The organism is Enterobacter sp. ECC-249 (assembly GCF_043965265.1).
Lineage (GTDB): Bacteria > Pseudomonadota > Gammaproteobacteria > Enterobacterales > Enterobacteriaceae > Enterobacter > Enterobacter quasiroggenkampii.
In genome coordinates this window covers 718,020-739,728 of record NZ_CP143660.1, presented here as the reverse complement: position 1 = coordinate 739,728, position 21,709 = coordinate 718,020, and the positions used below count along the sequence as shown (strand labels likewise).

Here is a 21,709-nt window from a genome sequence, read left to right as displayed (position 1 = left end):
TGTTTAGGGAAAATTGGGAAATAAGCCTTGCTGCCAGAGCGCTGACGGCGTCTGGCTGTTGATTATGCGAGCAGGCTAGCGCATGGAGAGGTGTAAAAACTGACCGTCCGCATCAAACGAGCAGACAAAGCCCTCTTTGCGCGACGTATGGCCCCGCAGCTCGTAGCTTCCCTGAAAACGCTCAAACCCGGTGACATCAATTTTCTGCACGTCCGAGTTATAGCGGCGAGCGGCCCGATCCTTACAGAGCGCTTCCATATTCAGTGAACGTTCCGGGCTCATTTTACCCTGCTGCGCTTTTTGCACAGGTGCTTCTTGCGGCGCACTGCATCCCGCCAGGATCAACAGCAGAAAGAGTGACGCCACACGCTTCATCATCATTTTTATTACCGCCCCGGTCAGTGGCTGTTATTTTTAGTATCAAAGCTTTTATAGATTACGGTCCGGCATTCTGCGAATCTCGCGGCCTCCCTACAAGCCTGATGAATAAAACTCAGAATTTTCCAAACGAAGACTTTTGGACAACGGCAGTCACACTCAATTTACAGGGAATACGAGGAACTGATGCAGTCAAAAATTAACTGGATTGATAACCTGCGAGGAATAGCGTGTCTGATGGTGGTCATGATCCACACGACGACCTGGTACGTCACAAATGCCCACAGCATCAGCCCCGTTAACTGGGATATCGCCAATATTCTCAACTCTGCGTCACGCGTCAGCGTGCCGCTGTTCTTTATGATTTCCGGCTTTCTCTTTTTTGGCGAGCGTAGCGCGCAGCCGCGGCACTTCGTGCGCATCGCGGCCTGCCTGGGGTTCTACAGCGCCGTTGCCCTGCTCTATATCACGCTGTTCACCTCCATTAACGCCGGGCTGTCGCTGAAATACGTGCTGCAAAAACCGGTGTTCTACCACCTGTGGTTCTTCTTCGCGATTATCGTTATCTATCTGGTCTCCCCGCTCATTCAGGTGAAAAACGTCAGCGGTAAAATGCTTCTGGCCCTGATGGTGGTGATTGGCATTATCGCTAACCCGAATACGGTTTCGCAGAAAATCGACGGATTTGAGTGGCTTCCGGTCAATCTCTATATCAACGGCGATACTTTTTACTACGTGCTTTACGGCATGCTGGGGCGTGCCATCGGGATGATGGACACGCAAAAACGCGGGCTGAACTGGCTCTGCGGGGCGCTGTTTATTGCTGGTGTGGCGGTGATTTCACGCGGGACGTTGCATGAACTGCAGTGGCGCGGCAATTTTGCCGATACCTGGTATCTCTATTGCGGGCCGATGGTCTTTATCTGTGCGGTTTCGCTGCTCACGCTCGCCAAAAACACCCTGAATGCGCGTCCCCTGCCCGTGCTGAGCCTTATCTCTCGGCACTCTCTCGGGATTTACGGTTTTCACGCGCTGGTGATCCACGCGCTGCGCACGAGAGGCATTGAGCTAAAAAGCTGGCCGGTGCTGGATATCGTCTGGATTTTTGCCGCCACGCTGGCGATCAGCCTGCTGCTGTCGATGCTGCTGCAAAAAATAGACGCTCGCCGATTCGTCAGCTAATGCTTCGCTGCCGGGCGCGATGATACTGGCGAGGGGAGGAAAACCCTGCCGCCAGTGAAGCCTGCTCCACGCCGCGCCCCTGCAATAGCCACTGCTCCGCCACCGCCAGACGCAGCTGCTCCAGGTAATCGCGAACGCTAATCCCTAAATGTGACTGGAAAAGCCGGGTGAGATGGCGCGGGCTGACGTGCGCCAGCGCGGCGATATCAGGCAAGCTCCACGTTTTTTGCGGCTCGGCGGTGAGCGCATCCTGCGCCCGATGAATCGCCGGATGAAGATGATTGCGGTAGCGCAGCCACGGGGAGAGCTGGGGATCGTCACCGGAACGGCGAAACCAGACCACCATCTCGCGCGCCACGGCCAGCGCCTTTTCGGGACCGCACAGGCGGTTAATCATGTGCAGCGCCAGATCGATGCCCGACGTAATCCCCGCGCTGGTCCAGATGTTCTCATCCTGCACAAAGATGCGGTTTTCTTTAATCGTCGCCGTGGGGGCTGCGGTGCGTAAACGACTGATAACGTCATGGTGGGTTGTACACTGCCGGTTGTTCAGCAGGCCCGATTTCGCCGCCAGCAGCGCACCTGAACAGACGCACATCACCGTGATACCCCGGCCCTGAATGACCGGCTGCAGGCGCATCAGCCAGTGCTGTATCCGCAACGCCTGTGGTGTCGAAAACTGAGTGCGGGAGTCGCTCACGCCGGGCAATACCAGCAGGCTCCCCTCAGGAAGCCTTTCCGGTAACGGCTGAATGCCGCTCATCGTCAGGCCAATCGACGTCTGAACATCAGATTGCGGGCCGATGTAATGCAGACGAAACGCGTCGCCTGCCAGTACAAAGGTTTCTGCCGGGCCGGTCATGTCTAATGACAGCACACCGGGCAACATCACGAACCAGACGTCGATGCTCATTACAGGGACTCCAGCGTCTCCGCTACCGTTTTAATTTCGGCAAAACGCCCGGACAGTACCGTTTCGGTACGGTGGCGAATTTCCGCTGCGCTAAGGGTAATGCCCCTGTACGTCATGGGGAACGTCAGCGTGGCCTCGCTAACAAAGGTCACAGCATAGCCCAGATCGGATGCCACCCGGGCGGTGGTTTCGCAGCATTGCTCAGTGCGAATGCCGCAGATAATCAGCTGGTTGATATCACGTTCACGCAGCCAGCGATCGAGCCCGGTATCCGTGAAGGCATTATGGACGTGTTTCTGGAAAACCACATCCGGCTGATGACGCAAAAAGGCCATCGGTTTGACAAAACCGCTTTGCAGGGTGAAAGGGCCGTCTTCATCCACATGGAAAATATCAACAACCGGAATACCGCGCGCCTGGCAGCCTTCAATCAGCCCTAGCATCGCCTGCTGAAAGGCAGGGACCTCGCTTTCCTGCCAGTAATTGCGGTGATGGAAGGACTGCTGAGTATCGATGTTGATTAGTGCAGTGCGTGACATGGTGGATCTCCTCGCCAGTGGGTGTGGCACCATACTGGCAAGGAAAGGAAGGCACGCACAGACCAAAAAAGGACATCCTCGTGCCTCTCCCGGACAAGCGTATTTACGACATCAGGGGCAGCAGCTGCTGGTAGATTTTACGGAATACCGCGCGCCTTTCCGCGTACCGCGCATGGTTTGCCGCGTCAGGGAAATGCGCCTGCTCAAGAGTAAGCTGAGGCAATAGTTGTGAAAGTGGTTTTTCCGGGTTCATAGCAATCTGCGCCAGACGCGCGGCGCCGAGCGCGGGGCCGACATCGCCACCGGTGCGGAAATCCAGCTGCAACCCACTGATATCCGACAGCATCTGTCGCCAGTAAGGGCTTCGCGCACCGCCGCCAATCAGGGTGACGCTCGTCGGTTCCAGGCCGCAGTCGTGCACCACGTCCATCCCGTCGGCCAGCGCATAGCCCACGCCTTCGAGAACCGCACGCGCCAGCTCTGCCGGGCCATGCTGATGGGTTAAGCCAAAGAACACTCCTTTCGCTTCCGGGTTGTTGTGCGGCGTACGCTCGCCGGAAAGATACGGTAAAAACCAGACGGCACCTGCAGCATCATCGGCCTGCTGCGCCGCAGCAATGAGCGCCGGAACGTCGGCCATGCCGGTGAGTTTTGCCGCCCAGTCCAGGCAGGACGCCGCGCTGAGCATCACCGACATCAAATGCCATTTCCCTGGAAGGGCATGACAGAAACTGTGCACTGCGCTTTCTGGATTACTGCGATAGCCGTCGCTGACGGCAAAATAGACGCCAGAGGTTCCCAGAGACAGCATCGCCTGCCCCGCCTCAACCATGCCGACGCCGACAGCGCCCGCGGCATTATCACCGCCTCCGGCAACCACCGGTACGGCAGGCATATTCCAGCGTTCAGCAACGGCTGGCAGCAGCGCGCCTGTCACCTCACAGCCTTCGTACAGCGCGGGCATATGTTCCCGGGTCAGATGGCAGGCATCCAGCATCACCTCGCTCCAGTCGCGCTTCGCCACGTCGAGCCACATGGTGCCGGCGGCATCGGACATGTCGCTGGCAAAATCGCCCGTCATGCGAAAACGCAGATAATCTTTCGGCAGCAGGACTTTCGCCACCTGACGGAAAATCTCCGGCTCGTGGCGCTGCACCCACAGCAATTTGGGTGCGGTAAAGCCGGGCATCATCAGGTTGCCGGTAATCTCACGAGACGTGGGTACACGCGCCTCAAGAAGCGCGCACTCTTCCGCGCAGCGGCCATCGTTCCAGAGAATGGCGGGTCGCAACACGCGATGCTCGCTGTCCAGTAACGTAGCGCCGTGCATTTGCCCGGCAATCCCCAGCGCTTTAACGTCGCGCAGGCTATGCTGCTCGCCTAAGGCTTTGATTGCGCGATCCGTCGCCTGCCACCACTGTTCCGGATCCTGTTCCGACCACAGCGGATGCGGACGAGAAACCTGCAGCGTTTCCGTCTGCGTTGCTAACACCTCGCCCTGCTCGCTTAACAGGATGGCTTTCACACCCGATGTGCCAAGATCGATCCCGATATACATTACGGTGACTCCTTTTACAGAAATGCCCGGTGGCGCTAACGCTTACCGGGCCTACGTGCATCTTCTGCTAATTCACTTATCAAACAGATAGTGGTTTACGAGATTTTCCAGCAGCTCCTGGTGCCCGCTCTGGTGCTGCGGTGCCAGCTGATGTTGTTCAGCGTACTTCGCGATCTCCGCAAGCGATAACTGCCCCTTCAAAATTTGCTGGCCCAGCTCACTGTTCCAGCCGCTGTAACGCTTCGCTACGCGTTTATCCAGCTCGCCGTCTTCAATCATACGAGCCGCCACTTTCAGCGCCAGCGCCATGGTGTCCATCGCGCCAATGTGGCCGTAGAACAGATCGTATTTGTCGGTGCTCTGGCGACGCACTTTGGCGTCAAAGTTCAGGCCGCCGGTGGTAAAACCACCCGCTTTGATGATTTCGTACATCACCAGCGCATTCTCTTCCACACTGTTCGGGAACTGGTCTGTGTCCCAGCCCAGCTGCGGGTCGCCGCGGTTCGCATCGACCGAGCCGAAGATGCCCAGCGCAATCGCAGACGCGATCTCGTGGTGGAAAGAGTGGCCCGCCAGCGTGGCGTGGTTGGCCTCAATGTTCACTTTAATCTCTTTTTCCAGACCGAACTGCTTCAGGAAGCCATACACCGTCGCCACGTCGTAGTCGTACTGGTGCTTGGTTGGCTCCTGCGGTTTCGGCTCGATCAGCAGCGTGCCGCGGAAGCCAATTTTGTGCTTGTGGTCGACAACCATCTGCATAAAGCGGCCAATCTGCTCGCGCTCCTGGCGCAGATCGGTGTTGAGCAGGGTTTCATAGCCTTCACGTCCGCCCCACAGGACATAGTTTTCACCGCCCAGCTGATGCGTGGCGTTCATTGCCGTCACCACCTGCGTGGCCGCCCAGCTAAACACGTCTGGATCCGGGTTGGTTGCCGCACCCGCGCCGTAGCGAGGGTTGGTAAAGCAGTTCGCCGTGCCCCAGAGCAGCTTCACGCCGCTTTGCTGCTGTTTCGCCGCCAGCACATCCACCATCTGCGCGAAGTTGTTCAGATACTCTTTCAGCGACGCGCCTTCCGGCGACACGTCCACGTCATGGAAGCAGTAGTACGGCACGTTCAGCTTGTGGAAGAACTCGAACGCCACATCGGCTTTGCGTTTCGCCAGCTCGATGGCCTCACCCGGCTGCTGCCAGGGACGGTCAAAGGAACCCACGCCGAACATATCGGCACCGTTCCAGCAGAAGGTATGCCAGTAACAGGCGGCAAAGCGCAGATGATCTTCCATGCGCTTACCCAGCACCAGCTCATCCGGGTTGTAGTGACGAAATGCTAAAGGATTGGTCGTTTTTGGACCTTCGTAACGAACACGATCGAGTTGGTCGAAATAAGCTTGCATATTGAGCTCCATAATCAGGGTATGCGGCGAGTCGTTGATACAGGAGTAATAGTGAATAGACATTTTGGGTTGCTCAATTACGTTATTTCACACTGCTATTGAGAGAATGCACAACTGTGCGCTGGCTCGCAAAATAATGCGCAGACAAACTATTTTTCGGCGCTTATTCCAGAATCAAATGTAATTAAGACGTTACGCATTTTAAAATCCGATCGCGGTCATAAATTCAGAAATAAACCAAATATCATAATGAGAAGATAAAAATCTGTAATTGCCAGCCCGCCTTTCCGCGTTAAAAATTTGCTGCGTCTCAGCAGTGAATGTTTCTTTTATCTCAGCAACACATACCCCTACAAAAAGGCCTAATAATTATGAAGATAAAGAACCTGACTCTAACGCTCTGCGCTACGCTTCTCCTTGCAAGCTTTGCAGGACATGCCAAAGAGGTCAAAATTGGCATGGCGATTGACGACCTGCGTCTGGAGCGCTGGCAAAAAGATCGCGATATTTTTGTTAAAAAAGCTGAATCCCTTGGCGCCAGCGTGTTTGTGCAGTCGGCTAACGGCAATGAAGAAACACAAATGTCGCAGATCGAGAATATGATTAACCGTGGCGTCGATGTGCTGGTCATTATCCCCTATAACGGCCAGGTATTAAGTAACGTGGTGAAAGAAGCCAAACAGGAAGGCATAAAAGTTCTGGCCTATGACCGCATGATTAATAATGCGGATATTGATTATTATATTTCTTTCGACAATGAAAAAGTCGGCGAATTACAGGCGCAAAGCCTGATCGACAAAGTGCCTCAGGGCAATTATTTCCTGATGGGCGGCTCTCCGGTGGATAACAACGCCAAACTGTTCCGCGAAGGGCAAATGAAAGTCCTTAAGCCGTACATCGACAACGGGAAAATTAAAGTGGTTGGCGATCAGTGGGCCGACGGCTGGCTGCCAGAAAACGCGCTGAAGATTATGGAAAACGCGCTGACGGCAAACAACAACAAAATTGATGCGGTTGTAGCCTCCAACGATGCCACCGCAGGCGGTGCGATTCAGGCATTAAGCGCACAGGGGCTGGCGGGTAAAGTCGCTATTTCTGGACAGGACGCCGATCTGGCTGGCGTAAAACGCATTATCGCAGGCACCCAAACCATGACGGTCTACAAACCGATTACCGAGCTTGCCAATACGGCGGCGGAAATCGCCGTAGAGCTGGGCAATGGCAAGCAGCCTAAAGCAGACGCAACGCTGAATAACGGGCTGAAAGACGTTCCGGCTCGCCTGCTCACACCGATTGAAGTCAACAAAGAGAACATTGACGCCACCGTCATTAAAGACGGCTTCCACAAGAAGAGCGAACTGTAATCCGGCGCGCCCCTGCTTTGCGGGGGCGAATCACGTTGTACTGTTCTTCCCTCGGGTTATGTGGAGCGGTTATGCCTTATTTACTTGAAATGAAAAGCATCACCAAACGCTTCGGCACGGTGAAAGCCGTCGACAACGTCAGCCTGCGGTTGAACCCCGGCGAAGTGGTTTCGCTGTGCGGTGAGAACGGTTCGGGCAAGTCGACGCTGATGAAAGTGTTGTGCGGGATCTACCCACACGGCAGCTATGAAGGCGAAATCGTCTTTGCCGGCGAAGTTATCCAGGCGACACACATCCGCGATACCGAACGTAAAGGCATCGCCATCATCCACCAGGAGCTGGCGCTGGTGAAGCATCTCACCGTGCTGGAGAACATTTTCCTTGGGGCCGAAATTTCCCGCCACGGCGTGCTGGATTACGACACCATGACGCTACGCTGTGAAAAGCTGCTGGCGCAGGTGAGCCTCAGCATTTCACCGGATACCCGCGTGGGGGATTTGGGCCTCGGGCAACAGCAGCTGGTGGAAATAGCGAAAGCGCTCAATAAACAGGTCAGGCTGCTGATCCTTGATGAGCCAACGGCCTCGCTCACCGAACAGGAAACTGCGGTACTGCTCAATATCATTCGCGATCTGCAAAATCACGGCATCGCCTGCATCTACATTTCGCACAAGCTGAACGAGGTTAAAGCCATTTCGGACACCATCTGCGTGATCCGCGACGGGCAACACATCGGCACGCGTGAAGCCGCGGGCATGAGTGAAGATGACATCATCACCATGATGGTGGGACGCGAGCTAACGGCGCTCTATCCGAATGAGCCTCACACCAAAGGTGATGAAGTGCTGCGCGTGGAAAACCTGACCGCGTGGCATCCCGTTAACCGCCACATCAAGCGTGTGAATAACGTCTCGTTTTCTCTGCACAGCGGCGAAATTCTCGGTATTGCCGGGTTAGTCGGTGCCGGGCGCACGGAGGCCGTACAGTGTCTGTTTGGCGTGTGGCCGGGGCGCTGGGAGGGCACCATTTATATCGACGGCCAGCCGGTGAAAATCGACAACTGCCAGCAGGCGATCGCACGAGGCATTGCCATGGTGCCGGAAGACCGCAAAAAAGACGGCATCGTGCCGGTTATGGCGGTGGGGAAAAACATTACGCTTGCGGCGCTCGATCGCTTCTCCGGCGCGCTGAGCAGCCTGGACGATGCCGCCGAGCAGCAGTGCATCCTTCAGTCACTCGCCCGGCTAAAGGTCAAAACCTCCTCACCGGAACTGGCGATTGGCCGCCTGAGCGGGGGAAACCAGCAGAAGGCGATTCTGGCGCGCTGCCTGCTTCTCAATCCACGCATTCTAATCCTTGATGAGCCCACGCGCGGGATTGATATCGGTGCCAAATATGAAATCTACAAACTGATTAATCAGCTTGTACAGCAAGGGATTGCCGTCATTGTCATTTCGTCTGAGTTACCCGAAGTGCTCGGCCTGAGCGACCGCGTGCTGGTCATGCACGAGGGAAAACTGAAAGCCAACCTGATTAACCAGAACCTGACGCAGGAGCAGGTGATGGAAGCCGCTTTAAGGAGCGAACGTCATGTCGAAAAGCAATCCGTCTGATATCAAAGTCGCCGTTCCGACGCCCGGAGCGTTCGCGGGGCTAAAAGCGCTTAACCTGCAGGTTTTCGTGATGATCGCGGCGATTATCGTCATCATGCTGTTCTTTACCTGGATGACCGATGGCTCGTACCTCAGCGCGCGTAACGTCTCTAACCTGCTCCGCCAGACCGCTATCACCGGCATTCTGGCCGTCGGCATGGTGTTCGTGATTATCTCCGCGGAAATCGATCTTTCGGTCGGTTCGATGATGGGGCTCCTCGGCGGCGTGGCGGCGATTTTTGACGTCTGGCTTGGCTGGCCGCTGCCGCTAACCGTGGCGGTCACGCTGGTGCTGGGTCTGGTTCTGGGAGCCTGGAACGGCTGGTGGGTAGCCTACCGTAAAGTGCCGTCGTTCATCGTCACCCTGGCAGGGATGCTGGCCTTCCGCGGGATCTTAATCGGCATCACCAACGGCACTACCGTCTCCCCGACCAGTGCAGCCATGTCGCAGATTGGCCAGAGTTACCTCTCAGATAGCGTGGGCTTTACCATCGGCGTGGTGGGGCTGCTGGCGTTTGTTGCATGGCAGTGGCGTGGACGTATGCGCCGTCAGGCGCTGGGGCTGGCGTCGCCAGCATCCACGTCGGTAGTGGGGCGTCAGGCGCTCACGGCGGTCATTGTGCTGGGCGCCATCTGGCTTTTAAACGACTATCGCGGTGTTCCGACACCCGTCCTGCTGCTGGCGCTTTTACTGCTGGGCGGCATGTTTATGGCCACGCGCACCGCGTTTGGCCGCCGTATTTATGCCATCGGCGGAAACCTTGAAGCTGCCCGCCTCTCGGGTATCAATGTCGAGCGCACCAAGCTGGCGGTCTTCGCCATTAACGGCCTGATGGTCGCCATCGCCGGGCTGATCCTCAGCTCGCGTCTGGGCGCCGGTTCACCCTCCGCCGGTAACATCGCCGAGCTGGATGCTATCGCCGCGTGCGTCATTGGCGGCACCAGCCTCGCAGGGGGTATCGGTAGCGTGGCGGGCGCGGTCATGGGGGCATTTATCATGGCGTCGTTGGATAACGGGATGAGTATGATGGACGTCCCGACGTTTTGGCAGTATATCGTCAAGGGGGCCATTCTTTTACTGGCAGTCTGGATGGACTCGGCCACCAAGCGACGGGCCTGATAACCGTATTGTGACTTAATTGGGAAGTGAGCCATGTTTGAAAAGCGTCACCGCATTACGTTGTTATTCAATGCCAATAAAGCCTATGACCGTCAGGTGGTGGAAGGCGTGGGTGAATATTTGCAGGCGTCGCAATCCGAGTGGGATATTTTTATTGAGGAAGATTTTCGCACCCGTCTGGAGAACATCAAAGACTGGCTGGGCGATGGCGTTATCGCCGACTATGACGACCCCGTTATTGAACAACTGCTGACCGACGTCGACGTTCCGATCGTTGGCGTCGGCGGCTCCTATCATTCGCCCGAACACTATCCGCCGGTTCACTATATTGCCACCGATAACCATGCCCTGGTCGAGGCCGCGTTTCTCCATTTAAAAGAGAAAGGCGTCCATCGCTTTGCGTTTTATGGTCTACCCGCCACCAGCGGCAAGCGCTGGGCCGTTGAGCGTGAGCACGCGTTTTGCCAGCTGGTCGTGCAGGAGAAGTATCGCGGCGTGGTCTATCAGGGGCTGGAAACCGCCCCGGAAAACTGGCAGCACGCGCAAAACCGTCTCGCTGACTGGCTGCAAACGCTTCCGCCGCAAACCGGCATTATTGCCGTGACGGATGCGCGCGCGCGGCACGTGCTGCAGGTCTGCGAACACTTACACATTCCGGTGCCCGAAAAGCTGTGCGTGATTGGTATTGATAACGAAGAACTGACCCGCTATCTGTCTCGCGTGGCACTCTCCTCCGTTGCCCAGGGCACGCGTCAGATGGGCTATCAGGCGGCAAAGCTGCTGCATCGTCTGCTCGATAAAGAATCTCTGCCGCTTCAGCGCCTGCTGGTGCCTCCTGTTCGCGTCGTGGAACGTCGCTCAACCGATTATCGCTCCTTAAGCGACCCGGCCGTCATTCAGGCCATGCACTATATTCGCAACCACGCCTGCAAAGGGATTAAAGTCGATCAGGTGCTGGATTCGGTGGGCATTTCGCGTTCGAATCTGGAGAAGCGTTTTAAAGAAGAGGTGGGCGAAACCATTCATGCCGTCATCCATGCTGAAAAGCTGGAGAAAGCACGCAGCCTGCTCATTTCCACGTCGCTATCGATCAACGAAATCTCGCAGATGTGCGGTTACCCGTCGCTGCAATATTTTTATTCGGTGTTTCGCAAAGAGTATGACACCACGCCGAAAGAGTATCGGGATCGCCACAGCGAGGTGCTGATCTAGAAAAGAAAACGCCTTCCAGTGGAAGGCGTTTTTTTGAGATTACATATGGGCGGCGATTAAGCGCTGGTTATCCTGGTACATGGCGAACAGATAGTTGTTATAGCTCTGTCCCTTTGTCGAATAACCTTTCAGCTTGTGGATCATCGTACTGGCCGTCACTTCCTGGTCCGCCTTACGCAGCTGAGCGCGTGATTTACGGAACGATGAGTAGGCCGGGTGCGTATTAAGATTCACCACGTAGGCGCTGACGGAATCCTTCACAGATTCAAATTGCGAATAACCTTTCACCTTGCCAGGGGCATTATTACAACGACCTTTCACACACTTCATGCCGAAAAGGTTGTTGTTGCTACGCGCAAGCTTAGACGTACCCCAGCCGCTTTCGGCTGCGGCCATGGTCGCAACCATGCTGCCCGGGATGATATCCACACGCTCAAGGAGAGCATTCCACGGCACACGACGCGTGTTACCGTTCCAGCTCAGCTTGTAGCGCTTCGTGATATCTTTCAGACGCGCGCGCTCTGACGGCGACCAGCGGCTATCGTACTGTTTGGAAATCAGCCAGTTACGATCCGCAGTAATCGCGGCATTTTGACTCGTGATGTAAGGCATTACCGTCCGGAGAAACGCTTTTTTCCTTGGTGTTCCGGAAGGGTATTTTCGCAAATCAGGAAGTGAACTACTCTTTGCACTATTGCGAGAATACTCTTGTTTACTGCTAACCTTACTACTTGTCGTCTTTATTACGTGGGCTTTCTTACTCGTTGTATCCGTGTGCGTCTTCGCAAGCACCTCACCCGAAAATGCCGTGGTGAGTAACATGAGTATCGCAGCCCCATATCGTCGAATGGGAGTCGATATCATTAGGTCTCCTGGTCGGATGTAATCATCCTAACACCTTATTTTTTTCACAAATTTGAGAGCGGAATCTCAAATCATATCAAAAATAGACTTCAAGAGCACGTATAGAAATAGTCCAATTCCGAAACTATGTCACCTGAAACTTGCTCATAAAAACATCATTCCACAAAAACTGTGTGCGCTATCGCAGATAACTGCCTAATTTTGCGCGAGATCACTCATCCTCACGCTTCCTCCCGGCAGAAAGCGACAGGGGATGAGTTTTTGCCCCCCGCCTGATGGCACACTGGTCAAAAATGCCGCGACAGGAAAAAGGAATGAAACGTACCGCATTAGCCTTTCTGATGTTACCCGCAATGGCACATGCCGACTGGTCATCGCCGGGGTTTAGCGCATTTAGCGCCGAAGGCACCGGAGTCTTCACCAGCCAGGCAAAGCTTGCGAAGGGTACGCGTCCTCTGACGCTGAGTTTTGACAAGACGTGCTGGCAGCCTGCAGATGCGATAAAACTCAATGAGATGCTGTCGCTCAAGCCCTGTGACGGCACGCCGCCGCAGTGGCGCCTTTTCCGCGACGGTGACTACCAGATGCGGATTGATACCCGCTCCGGCACGCCCACCCTGCTGCTGACGATTCAGAGTGCCGCAGAACAGCCGGTTGCAAACGTCATCCGCCAGTGCCCTAAGTGGGACGGTAAACCGCTGACGCTGGACGTCGGCAGTACCTTCCCTGAGGGCTCCGTCGTGCGCGACTACTACAGTAAACAGACGGCGACGGTGCAGAATGGAAAAATCACCCTGCAGCCAGCCGCCAACAGTAATGGCCTGCTGCTGCTTGAGCGCGCCGAAACCGACAAGCCTGCGCCGTTTAGCTGGCAAAACGCCACCGTCTATTTTGTGCTGACCGACCGTTACGTGAATGGTGACCCGGGCAACGACAACAGCTACGGTCGCCATAAAGACGGCATGCAGGAGATTGGCACATTCCACGGCGGCGATCTCAAGGGGCTGACCAGCAAGCTCGACTACCTGCAGCAGCTGGGCGTAAACGCACTCTGGTTAAGCTCCCCGCTTGAGCAGATCCACGGCTGGGTAGGCGGTGGTACCAAAGGTGATTTCCCGCATTACGCCTATCACGGCTACTACACCCAGGACTGGACAAAGCTCGACGCCAACATGGGAACTGAGGATGACCTGCGCCAGCTTGTCGACGAAGCGCACAAGCGCGGGATCCGCGTTCTGTTCGATATCGTCATGAACCACGTTGGTTATGCCACGCTGGCAGACATGCAGGAATATCAGTTTGGTGCCCTGTATCTGCAGGGTGATGAGCTGAAAAAGACGCTGGGAGAACGCTGGACGGACTGGAAGCCGGGCGCGGGCCAGACCTGGCACAGCTTTAACGACTACATCAACTTTAGCGACAAAGCCGCATGGGAAAAATGGTGGGGTAAAAAGTGGATCCGCACCGATATCGGCGATTACGACAACCCTGGCTTCGACGATTTGACCATGTCGCTGGCATTTCTGCCCGATCTGAAAACGGAATCCACGACGCCTTCCGGATTGCCAAACTTTTATCAACACAAGCCCGACACCCACGCGAAGGCCATCCCGGGATATACCCCGCGCGATTATCTGACCCACTGGCTCAGCCAGTGGGTACGCGACTACGGCATCGACGGTTTCCGGGTGGATACGGCTAAACACGTTGAGCTTGCGGCCTGGCAACAGCTGAAAGACCAGGCAAGCCAGGCGCTGGCCGCCTGGAAAGGGGCTAATCCGGACAAAAAGCTCGACAACGCACCGTTTTGGATGACCGGTGAATCCTGGGGCCACGGGGTGATGCAGAGCGATTATTACCGTCACGGTTTTGACGCGATGATTAACTTTGACTATCAGGAGCAGGCGGCAAAGGCGGTGGATTGCCTGGCCGATATGGATCTCACCTGGCAGCAGATGGCGGAGAAGCTGCAAAGCTTCAACGTGCTGAGCTACCTCTCCTCCCACGATACGCGCCTGTTCCGCGAAGGGGGCCAGCGCGCGGCGGAGCTGCTTCTGCTGGCGCCGGGCAGCGTGCAAATCTATTACGGGGATGAGTCCGAGCGTCCATTCGGGCCGACAGGTTCCGACCCATTGCAGGGCACCCGGTCAGATATGAACTGGCAGGACGTCACGGGCAAGCAGGCCTTAACCGTCGCCCACTGGCAAACGCTGGGTCAGTTCCGCGCCCGTCACCCGGCGATTGGCGAAGGCAAACAAACCACGCTGTCGCTGAAAGAGGGGTACGGCTTCGTGCGCGAGCACAATGGCGATAAGGTGATGGTGGTATGGGCGGGTAATCAATAGCCCCCCCTCACCCTAACCCTCTCTCCAAGGGGAGAGGGGATTGCACGGTGCGGTCTTTCACCCTAGCCCCTTTGGGGAGAAGGCCGGGGTGAGGGGAAAAGCACCAGAACTATTCACTACACAAATCAACTTCCGCCCTATAAAACAACAAATCCGACCACACCACCCGATTTGCACCAACACGGTGCTAGCGTTATGGTTACCCACTTTCAAAATAAGCTCGACAGATCACCTGCTATGACGTTTTCACTTTTCGGCGACAAATTTACCCGCCATTCAGGCATTACTCGCCTGATGGAGGACCTCAACGACGGGCTGCGCACACCGGGCGCAATCATGCTCGGCGGCGGAAACCCGGCTCAAATCCCGGAGATGAATACCTATTTCCAGACGCTGCTCGCTCAGATGCTGGAAAGCGGCAAAGCAACCGATGCGCTTTGCAATTACGACGGCCCGCAGGGTAAAACCGAACTGCTGACACTCCTCGCGGAAATGCTGCGTGACGAGCTGGGCTGGGATATCGAACCACAGAATATTGCACTAACAAACGGCAGCCAGAGCGCGTTTTTCTACTTGTTTAATCTGTTCGCAGGACGTCGCGCCGACGGCACCACCAAAAAAGTGCTGTTCCCGCTGGCACCGGAATATATTGGCTACGCTGATTCCGGCCTGGAAGAGGATCTGTTCGTCTCCGCGCGTCCGAACATTGAGCTGCTGCCGGAAGGCCAGTTCAAATATCACGTCGATTTTGAACACCTGCATATTGGCGAAGAGACGGGCATGATCTGCGTATCGCGTCCGACTAACCCAACGGGCAACGTGATCACCGATGACGAACTGATGAAGCTGGATGCGCTGGCGAATCAGCACGGCATTCCGCTGGTGATCGATAACGCCTACGGCGTACCGTTCCCGGGCATTATCTTCAGCGAAGCACGCCCGCTGTGGAACCCGAACATTGTCCTGTGCATGAGCCTCTCTAAGCTGGGTCTGCCGGGCAGCCGCTGCGGCATCATCATCGCCAACGAAAAAATCATCACCGCCATCACCAATATGAATGGGATTATCAGCCTTTCTCCGGGCGGCATTGGCCCGGCGATGATGTGCGAAATGATCAAACGCAAGGACCTGCTGCGTCTGTCGAATGAGGTTATCAAGCCTTTCTATTACCAGCGCGTTCAGGAGACGATTGCAACAATTCGCCGCTATTTGCCGGAAGAACGCTGTCTGATCCACAAGCCGGAAGGGGCGATTTTCCTGTGGCTCTGGTTTAAGGATTTACCCATCACCACCGAGCTGCTCTACCAGCGCCTGAAAAAGCGCGGCGTACTGATGGTGCCGGGCGATTATTTCTTCCCGGGTCTGGATAAGCCGTGGCCGCATACCCACCAGTGCATGCGCATGAACTATGTGCCCGATCCGGAAAAAATCGAAGCGGGTGTCAAAATTCTCGCCGAAGAGATCGAAAAAGCCTGGCGCGAAGGCAATTGTTAAATAATAAGGCTCTTCAAATGAAGAGCCTTATTTTTCCGTGATCTGAATCTTATATTAAGGATATATCCTGTAGCGTTTTATTTATCATCCCCCTTGAGTTTCCTTAGGAATATTCCTTTAATTTACGCTCGCTAACTTCCCCATCAATAATTAAGCATCAATTAAAGATCTTAACTTATTGTTATTTTGAAATAACCACCTGCAACGCAGGAAAATACCATCCCGAGTCACTTTCATGCATATTTAAAAATAGTGCATATACTCACTAATACGCCGCTCGGCGTTCTTTTGCGTGGAGTATTCATATGCTACCTAATAATGTTAGTCGCATCAGCGCTATTGCTGTTGCGGTACTGCTCGCGTTCTCTCTTTCTGCCTGCAGTGGAAGCGGTGGCGGCTCTCATCATTCAACTGCCAAAAATAACCCTGCGACGGGAAGCAGCAGCGGCTCAGGTGATGGAAGTGGCACGACCGCGAGCAATGGCGGTTCGGGCAGCAACGGCTCAGGTACCGGGACGGGTTCAGGTACCGGGACAGGCGCTGGTGGCGGTACGGGTTCTGGTTCTGGTTCAGGCTCAGGTTCTGGTTCAGGTTCAGGTTCAGGTTCAGGTTCAGGCTCAGGAGGCAATGGCAGCGGAGGAACCGGAACAGGCAACACGGGCGGTGGCGGAACCACTACCGCAGGCGTAAATACGATACTGGGTGATGCCGGCAAAACGGTGACCAGCGTTGGCTCTACGGTGGATGGCCTTGGAAGCCAGCTTCCAACAAATAATCCCGTCACGTCAACCGTTTCAACCACCGTCAGCGGTGTTGGCAGCGCCGTGTCCACCGTGGGTACAGGCGTCACGACTGGCGTTGGCGATCCAAACAACGCGAACGGTGTGGGCACAACGGTTAAAGGCGTGACCACGTCGGTTACCTCCCTGGGCAATACCGTTTCAACGGTAGGCACGGGCCTGGCGAGCTCCACTTCCGGAACACCGGTTAGCGGCGTAACCGGCCTGACGGGCAGCGTGGTCAACAGTACCGGGCAACTGGTCAGTAACACCGGCACGGGTCTTACCAACACGGTAAGCAGCCCTGCGGTCACTCAGGTAACAACCGATACCACGACCGTTGCCAACAAAACGCTGGGCGGAGTACAGGGCGTCACGCAAAGCGTGGGCACCACGACGGGTCTCGGCACACCGGTCAACGGCCTGCTGACCCAGGTGGGTAACACCGTGAGCGGCGTGGGGACCAACGTCAGCAACAGCAATAGCGGGCTTAGCGGTGCCGGTCAGGTCGTTCAAAATGTCGGCCAGACGGTTACGGATAGCGGTACGCTGGTCAAACCCGCCTCTTCGACAACCGGAGGAAGTTCAGGCTCTCTCACAGCTAATGCAAATGTGGCGGCCACGAACAACAGCCTGGGTGCAACGGTCAATACGACCCTCAATACCCTGACTGCGGGCGTTACGGCCAACGCAGCAACAACATCAAGTCAAAACACGTCGACAACTAATCCGGTCAACGGTCTCAACACGTTAACCACCGGTCTGCTGACGCCAAAACAGTAACCTGCTTATTGTCATTCTGCGCCCCTGGTTCAGGGGCGCTTTATACAGCGATACTCCCCCTAACCGGGAATGATGAACAGGGATAGCGCGATGAAACACCACTTCCTTTTTTCGCTGACGGGGCTGGTTGTGCTGAGCATGGCCCGCGCCGATACACTGCCCTCTATTATTAACCCTGATAACCCGGCGCAAGTTTCTCGTAACGTTGCCCCAGAACAGCCTGAGACCGTCCCACAGCCGAAAGTCAAAATAGAAAAACCGCAGTCAACGCTGACGCCTGAAACGCCCATAACCATTCATCACATTCAGTTTATTGGCGGCACGCGTTATCCGTTGCAGGAATTACTTCAGCCCTTCAGGCCGTACGCCGGAAAAACCGTGCCGCTAAAAACGCTCACGGGGCTGGTAAATGATATTACGGCGCGCTATAAGGCTGACGGTTTTCCGCTCTCCTATGCCTGGCTACCTGATGATAATTTCCAGCAGGGAAATATTAAAATTGTTCTGGTCGAAGGGTATGTCGCTCACAGCGACATCATCAGTAATAACCCTCACGTCGCCGAGCGGCTTAAACGATTGTCAGAAAAAATCATGGCGGAAAAACCGCTGTCTCAGGATACGTTCGATCGCTACAGCCAGCTGATGACGCGCACCCCGAACGTTCCGGTCACGGCCAACGCGCAGCTGCCAACCAATATCTATGGCGCGGCGGCAATGCAGATAACCGGTAATCAAGAGCGGAGCTGGAATATCGCCTCCACGATCGACACCCGTAAAGGGCAAGATTTAATGATGCTGAACGGAACGCTCAGCAACATGACAAGCTATGGCGATCAGCTTGGCGTGGCCACGCTTGTGCCGTTAGATAGCAACACGCGAAAAAACTATGTTGGCCTGAACTGGCAGCAGTTTTTAAACGATGAAGGGCTGTCCATGCAGCTCAAAGGCAGCTATTACCGTGAAGATCCGCGAGACTTTTCTCCCCTTATCTCTTTGCCCAATAATATTCAGGTCGATTCGAAGCAAAAAACAACGCAATACAACGGCGGCGTGACGTTTGGCTATCCATTGCTGCTGACGCAAAAATCACAAATTAATCTGACCGGCGGTTTTGATTATACCGACCGCCAGGATGATTATGCTCTACAGGCCAGACTGCAGGGCAAAACCTATAGTCTGGACTCCGTCAACCAACACGCGCGTTATCCTGCGCTGGAAGTGGGTATCAACGGTGCGCATCAATTCACAGCCGCCAGCATCAGCGGCCGACTCAACGTCCGTCAGGGTATTGATGCGATGGGGGCAGATATCGTCTCAGCCCCTAAACCCGATATAAATTTCACGCTCACAAAAAGCTATCTGGACGCTGCCTGGCTGTTTGCCGACAAATGGCGGTTATCAACATCCTGGGAGGGAGACTGGTCAAATAACACGTTGCCAGAGCCCGAACGCGTTAGCTTCGGTGCCCAGCGCTTTGGCCGTGGATACCAGGACAGCGAAGCAAGCGGTGATTACGGCTATGGCGGGCAGGTAGAACTGCGCTATATCAAGATGCGGAAAGAGAGCACCTGGCTTGCCACCATCCAGCCCTATATCCTGGCCGATACCGCGCAAACCTGGTTTAACACGTCCGGTTTACCTCATCAGCGGCTCGGGTCAGTAGCGACCGGCGTGATGATAGGCGATACGCGCCACTATAGCGTCACGGTTGAGGCGGCAAGACCCGTAGGGGATGTACCGACAGACAGTCGCAACAGGGACTGGCGCTACAGTCTGACGTTCACGTGGAATTTCAATAAAATGCAGTAAGCTTTTCCGCCCGAATACTGACAGGGTCAACGCAGCGCAGCGCGTGGGTTGGGCAGGCCTCCACGCAGGCCGGTCCGCCTTCGCGATGCACGCATAAATCACATTTCAGCGCCTGCGGCTTATTTCCCTCCAGACGAACCTGCATCGCCCCAAACGGACACGCCACCACACAGCTTTTGCACCCAATGCAGCGCGTCTGCTCAACGAGCCAGGTTCCCGCCGTACGGCTGATGGCCCGGGTTGGACAGACGTTAGCACAGGCCGCGTCCTCGCACTGATGGCAACCCACAGCCGTAGTGTATGAACTTCCCTTAACCACCCGAAGGCGAGGCGAAAAGGCATTAGCGGAGACGGCGCCCTGATGCGACACCACGCAGGCCACTTCGCAGGTGCGGCACCCAATGCATTTTTCCGCATCCGCCATGATAAATCGGTTCATCTGTTACGCCTCGCGCACGTTAAAAGCCAGTACTGTACACATCATACATATCGCTCGATTCAGCGAAGGTGTTATGAATCAAAGAGGATGCGCTCAGCCGGAATTGATATGCCCTTTACGGTACCGCCGTTTCCAGACGGCGGGTGTTAAGCCCGTATGCTTTGAAAATTTCTGCCGAAAAATAGCCCACTACATTAAAACCGCAGCGGTTTGCCACTTCGGCGAGCGAGGCAGAGCCATCCAGCAACAGTTTTTCCGCTACCCTGACGCGCTGGCGATGTATCGCCTCCGTCAGAGTTAAATAAAAAATCCGGCGAAATACGCGCCCGAAGTAATCGACATTGCAGTGTAACGCTTTGGCTGGCTGCGACGTCTAAGGCAGTAAATGAAACTGCGTGCGAATGAGCTGCTTCGCCTTCCACGCAATCGCCGCACCGGCCTGATCCGCGCTGTTTTCATACTCTTAAGAGAGCGATATCTGCTTTAAAATCAATAATAAAATCATCTCCAGAGCCAGCATTGCACGCTGACTCTTATTCCCTGGTTCAGTTGGGCAAATCGGCGAGAAGGAGAAATGCGTATCTGGGTGGATGGAACATAAACAAGAATAATATTACTTTAACGAATATATACTATTTTTATGGAGCTCGGTGATGCCGAGCTCACTGATTATCATCGATTGAAAGACAATGTGATCTAACCCTCGATATTGTTTTTTTGCAGCCGTTCAGCTCAGACATACCGTTGTCTGACATGCATTTTAGTGTTATTCCATAAAGACACACAGCTAAAAATAAGGATATCCCATGGAATTTACAGAAAGATTAAATGCCTTATCAAATAAAATAAGACAACAGCTTGATGCAATTAATACTGAAGAAGCAACAAAAACTGCCTTTGTAATGCCATTCATTCATAACGTTCTGGGTTATGATGTTTTTGATCCTTCAGAGGTGACACCTGAGTTTGTCTGTGATGTTGGTACAAAAAAAGGCGAGAAAATCGATTATGCCATAATGAAAAACAATGACGTGCAGATACTTATTGAATGTAAGAAAATTGGCGAACCATTAAATATAAACCATGCCTCGCAATTATTCAGATATTTTCATGTAACAAACGCCAGAATTTCAATCCTCACCAATGGACAAAATTATAAATTTTTTACAGATCTAGACGCTCCTAATAAAATGGATGAAAAACCTTTTTTGGAAGTAGATCTTCTTGATATTGACGAAAATATCATACCTGAGTTAAAAAAATTAACTAAGTCTTCATTTGATTTGGAATCAATTATCAATGCTGCTGGTGAATTAAAATATGTCAGCCAAATCAAGAAAATCCTGCATTCTCAGCTAAATAATCCTGAAGATGACTTTGTGAAATTTTTTGCATCCCGAGTTTACGATGGAATTCTGACCCAAAAAGTCAGAGAGTCTTTTTTAAATCTGACCAAAAAAGCTGCGAGTCAGTACATAAATGATCAGGTTAATGAGCGCCTTAAGTCAGCTATTACGGGCATAACCCCAGCGATCATCGAAACTCCAAATGAGTCATCAAATATTGAGGAAGATGAACATAAAGATGAAAGCGATGTGGTTACAACGCTAGAGGAGCTCGAGGGATATCATATTGTTAAAGCAATCACCAGAGCGGTACTGGAAGCACCCCGTATAACTCACCGAGATACCAAAAGTTACTTTGGTGTTCTCGTAGATGACAACAACCGCAAACCTCTTTGCCGATTGCATTTTAATCGCACACAAAAATACATCGGTCTTTTCGATATAGAAAAAAACGAAACGCGCCACCCCATAGCGACTGTAGATGATATTTATTCCTTTGCCGATATTCTGAAAGCAACCGCAGCTCTCTATAGTTAA

The 21,709-nt window shown here is 54.2% G+C and carries 18 protein-coding genes and 2 pseudogenes; 12 read left to right on the top strand and 8 right to left on the bottom strand.

Features of this window, described 5'->3' with window-relative positions; genetic code table 11:
* Nucleotides 1-75: 75 nt before the first annotated feature.
* Nucleotides 76-381 carry a YsaB family lipoprotein gene (locus tag V1587_RS03605; protein WP_024909071.1) on the bottom strand — a complete coding sequence of 102 codons (306 nt, stop codon included), beginning with the start codon at nucleotides 379-381 and terminating at the stop codon, nucleotides 76-78.
* A 183-nt stretch (nucleotides 382-564) separates the two neighbouring features.
* Here V1587_RS03605 and V1587_RS03600 point away from each other — a divergent pair, with 183 nt between their 5' ends.
* Nucleotides 565-1,560 (top strand): acyltransferase, encoded by a 996-nt coding sequence (locus V1587_RS03600; RefSeq protein WP_371899139.1) that lies wholly within the window; start codon nucleotides 565-567, stop codon nucleotides 1,558-1,560.
* On the opposite strand, the gene V1587_RS03595 is transcribed toward V1587_RS03600, so the two are convergent.
* From V1587_RS03595 to xylA, 4 genes are all read right to left on the bottom strand, one after another.
* Nucleotides 1,553-2,473: a GlxA family transcriptional regulator gene (locus V1587_RS03595; protein WP_371899138.1), complete on the bottom strand. Its 921-nt coding sequence runs from the start codon at nucleotides 2,471-2,473 to the stop codon at nucleotides 1,553-1,555. The two genes, V1587_RS03600 and V1587_RS03595, sit on opposite strands and share 8 nt — an antisense overlap.
* Nucleotides 2,473-3,012 carry an isochorismatase family protein gene (locus V1587_RS03590; RefSeq protein WP_371899137.1) on the bottom strand — a complete coding sequence of 180 codons (540 nt, stop codon included), beginning with the start codon at nucleotides 3,010-3,012 and terminating at the stop codon, nucleotides 2,473-2,475. Before V1587_RS03590 ends, V1587_RS03595 begins: the two co-directional genes overlap by 1 nt.
* A 103-nt stretch (nucleotides 3,013-3,115) precedes the next feature.
* A complete protein-coding gene (gene xylB, locus V1587_RS03585; RefSeq protein WP_371899136.1) occupies nucleotides 3,116-4,570 on the bottom strand; it encodes a xylulokinase in 1,455 nt (484 codons plus the stop codon).
* Nucleotides 4,571-4,642: 72 nt separating this feature from the next.
* Nucleotides 4,643-5,965, bottom strand: coding sequence for a xylose isomerase (gene xylA / locus V1587_RS03580; RefSeq protein ID WP_371899153.1), 1,323 nt, complete (start codon nucleotides 5,963-5,965; stop codon nucleotides 4,643-4,645).
* A 371-nt stretch (nucleotides 5,966-6,336) separates the two neighbouring features.
* Here xylA and xylF point away from each other — a divergent pair, with 371 nt between their 5' ends.
* The 4 genes from xylF (at nucleotide 6,337) to xylR (ending at nucleotide 11,313) form a co-directional block, all read left to right on the top strand.
* Nucleotides 6,337-7,329 carry a D-xylose ABC transporter substrate-binding protein gene (gene xylF, locus V1587_RS03575; protein ID WP_133293540.1) on the top strand — a complete coding sequence of 331 codons (993 nt, stop codon included), beginning with the start codon at nucleotides 6,337-6,339 and terminating at the stop codon, nucleotides 7,327-7,329.
* 71 nt (nucleotides 7,330-7,400) lie between these two features.
* A complete protein-coding gene (locus V1587_RS03570) occupies nucleotides 7,401-8,942 on the top strand; it encodes a xylose ABC transporter ATP-binding protein (protein WP_371899135.1) in 1,542 nt (513 codons plus the stop codon).
* Complete coding sequence (gene xylH, locus V1587_RS03565) at nucleotides 8,920-10,101, top strand: xylose ABC transporter permease XylH (RefSeq protein ID WP_127729167.1); 1,182 nt, start codon at nucleotides 8,920-8,922, stop codon at nucleotides 10,099-10,101. The genes V1587_RS03570 and xylH overlap by 23 nt, the downstream gene beginning before the upstream one ends.
* Nucleotides 10,102-10,134: 33 nt before the next feature.
* Nucleotides 10,135-11,313: a D-xylose utilization transcriptional activator XylR gene (gene xylR, locus V1587_RS03560; protein ID WP_371899134.1), complete on the top strand. Its 1,179-nt coding sequence runs from the start codon at nucleotides 10,135-10,137 to the stop codon at nucleotides 11,311-11,313.
* A gap of 39 nt (nucleotides 11,314-11,352) precedes the next feature.
* On the opposite strand, the gene V1587_RS03555 is transcribed toward xylR, so the two are convergent.
* Entirely contained in the window at nucleotides 11,353-12,177 is an 825-nt protein-coding gene (locus tag V1587_RS03555) for a protein bax (protein ID WP_032661838.1), read from the bottom strand.
* A gap of 314 nt (nucleotides 12,178-12,491) precedes the next feature.
* Here V1587_RS03555 and V1587_RS03550 point away from each other — a divergent pair, with 314 nt between their 5' ends.
* From V1587_RS03550 to V1587_RS03530, 5 genes are all read left to right on the top strand, one after another.
* Nucleotides 12,492-14,522 carry an alpha-amylase gene (locus tag V1587_RS03550; protein ID WP_371899133.1) on the top strand — a complete coding sequence of 677 codons (2,031 nt, stop codon included), beginning with the start codon at nucleotides 12,492-12,494 and terminating at the stop codon, nucleotides 14,520-14,522.
* Nucleotides 14,523-14,759: 237 nt separating this feature from the next.
* Complete coding sequence (gene avtA, locus V1587_RS03545) at nucleotides 14,760-16,016, top strand: valine--pyruvate transaminase (RefSeq protein WP_371899132.1); 1,257 nt, start codon at nucleotides 14,760-14,762, stop codon at nucleotides 16,014-16,016.
* 318 nt (nucleotides 16,017-16,334) lie between these two features.
* Nucleotides 16,335-16,706, top strand: a complete 372-nt coding sequence (locus V1587_RS03540; RefSeq protein ID WP_371899131.1) for a hypothetical protein — start codon at nucleotides 16,335-16,337, stop codon at nucleotides 16,704-16,706.
* 29 nt (nucleotides 16,707-16,735) lie between these two features.
* Nucleotides 16,736-17,578, top strand: coding sequence for a collagen-like triple helix repeat-containing protein (locus tag V1587_RS03535; protein WP_371899130.1), 843 nt, complete (start codon nucleotides 16,736-16,738; stop codon nucleotides 17,576-17,578).
* Between the two features lie 90 nt (nucleotides 17,579-17,668).
* Nucleotides 17,669-19,387: a ShlB/FhaC/HecB family hemolysin secretion/activation protein gene (locus V1587_RS03530; protein ID WP_371899129.1), complete on the top strand. Its 1,719-nt coding sequence runs from the start codon at nucleotides 17,669-17,671 to the stop codon at nucleotides 19,385-19,387.
* On the opposite strand, the gene V1587_RS03525 is transcribed toward V1587_RS03530, so the two are convergent.
* Together V1587_RS03525 and V1587_RS03520 are read right to left on the bottom strand one after the other, a co-directional pair.
* Nucleotides 19,371-19,826, bottom strand: coding sequence for a 4Fe-4S dicluster domain-containing protein (locus V1587_RS03525; RefSeq protein ID WP_371899128.1), 456 nt, complete (start codon nucleotides 19,824-19,826; stop codon nucleotides 19,371-19,373). The two genes, V1587_RS03530 and V1587_RS03525, sit on opposite strands and share 17 nt — an antisense overlap.
* A 93-nt stretch (nucleotides 19,827-19,919) precedes the next feature.
* Nucleotides 19,920-20,361: pseudogene (locus tag V1587_RS03520) on the bottom strand (helix-turn-helix transcriptional regulator); the annotation flags it as partial.
* Between V1587_RS03520 and V1587_RS03515 the strand changes: the two are divergent.
* Both V1587_RS03515 and V1587_RS03510 read left to right on the top strand, forming a co-directional pair.
* A pseudogene (locus V1587_RS03515) lies at nucleotides 20,350-20,427 on the top strand (hypothetical protein); the annotation flags it as partial. The pseudogenes V1587_RS03520 and V1587_RS03515 overlap by 12 nt on opposite strands.
* Nucleotides 20,428-20,632: 205 nt before the next feature.
* Nucleotides 20,633-21,709 carry a type I restriction endonuclease gene (locus V1587_RS03510; protein ID WP_371899127.1) on the top strand — a complete coding sequence of 359 codons (1,077 nt, stop codon included), beginning with the start codon at nucleotides 20,633-20,635 and terminating at the stop codon, nucleotides 21,707-21,709.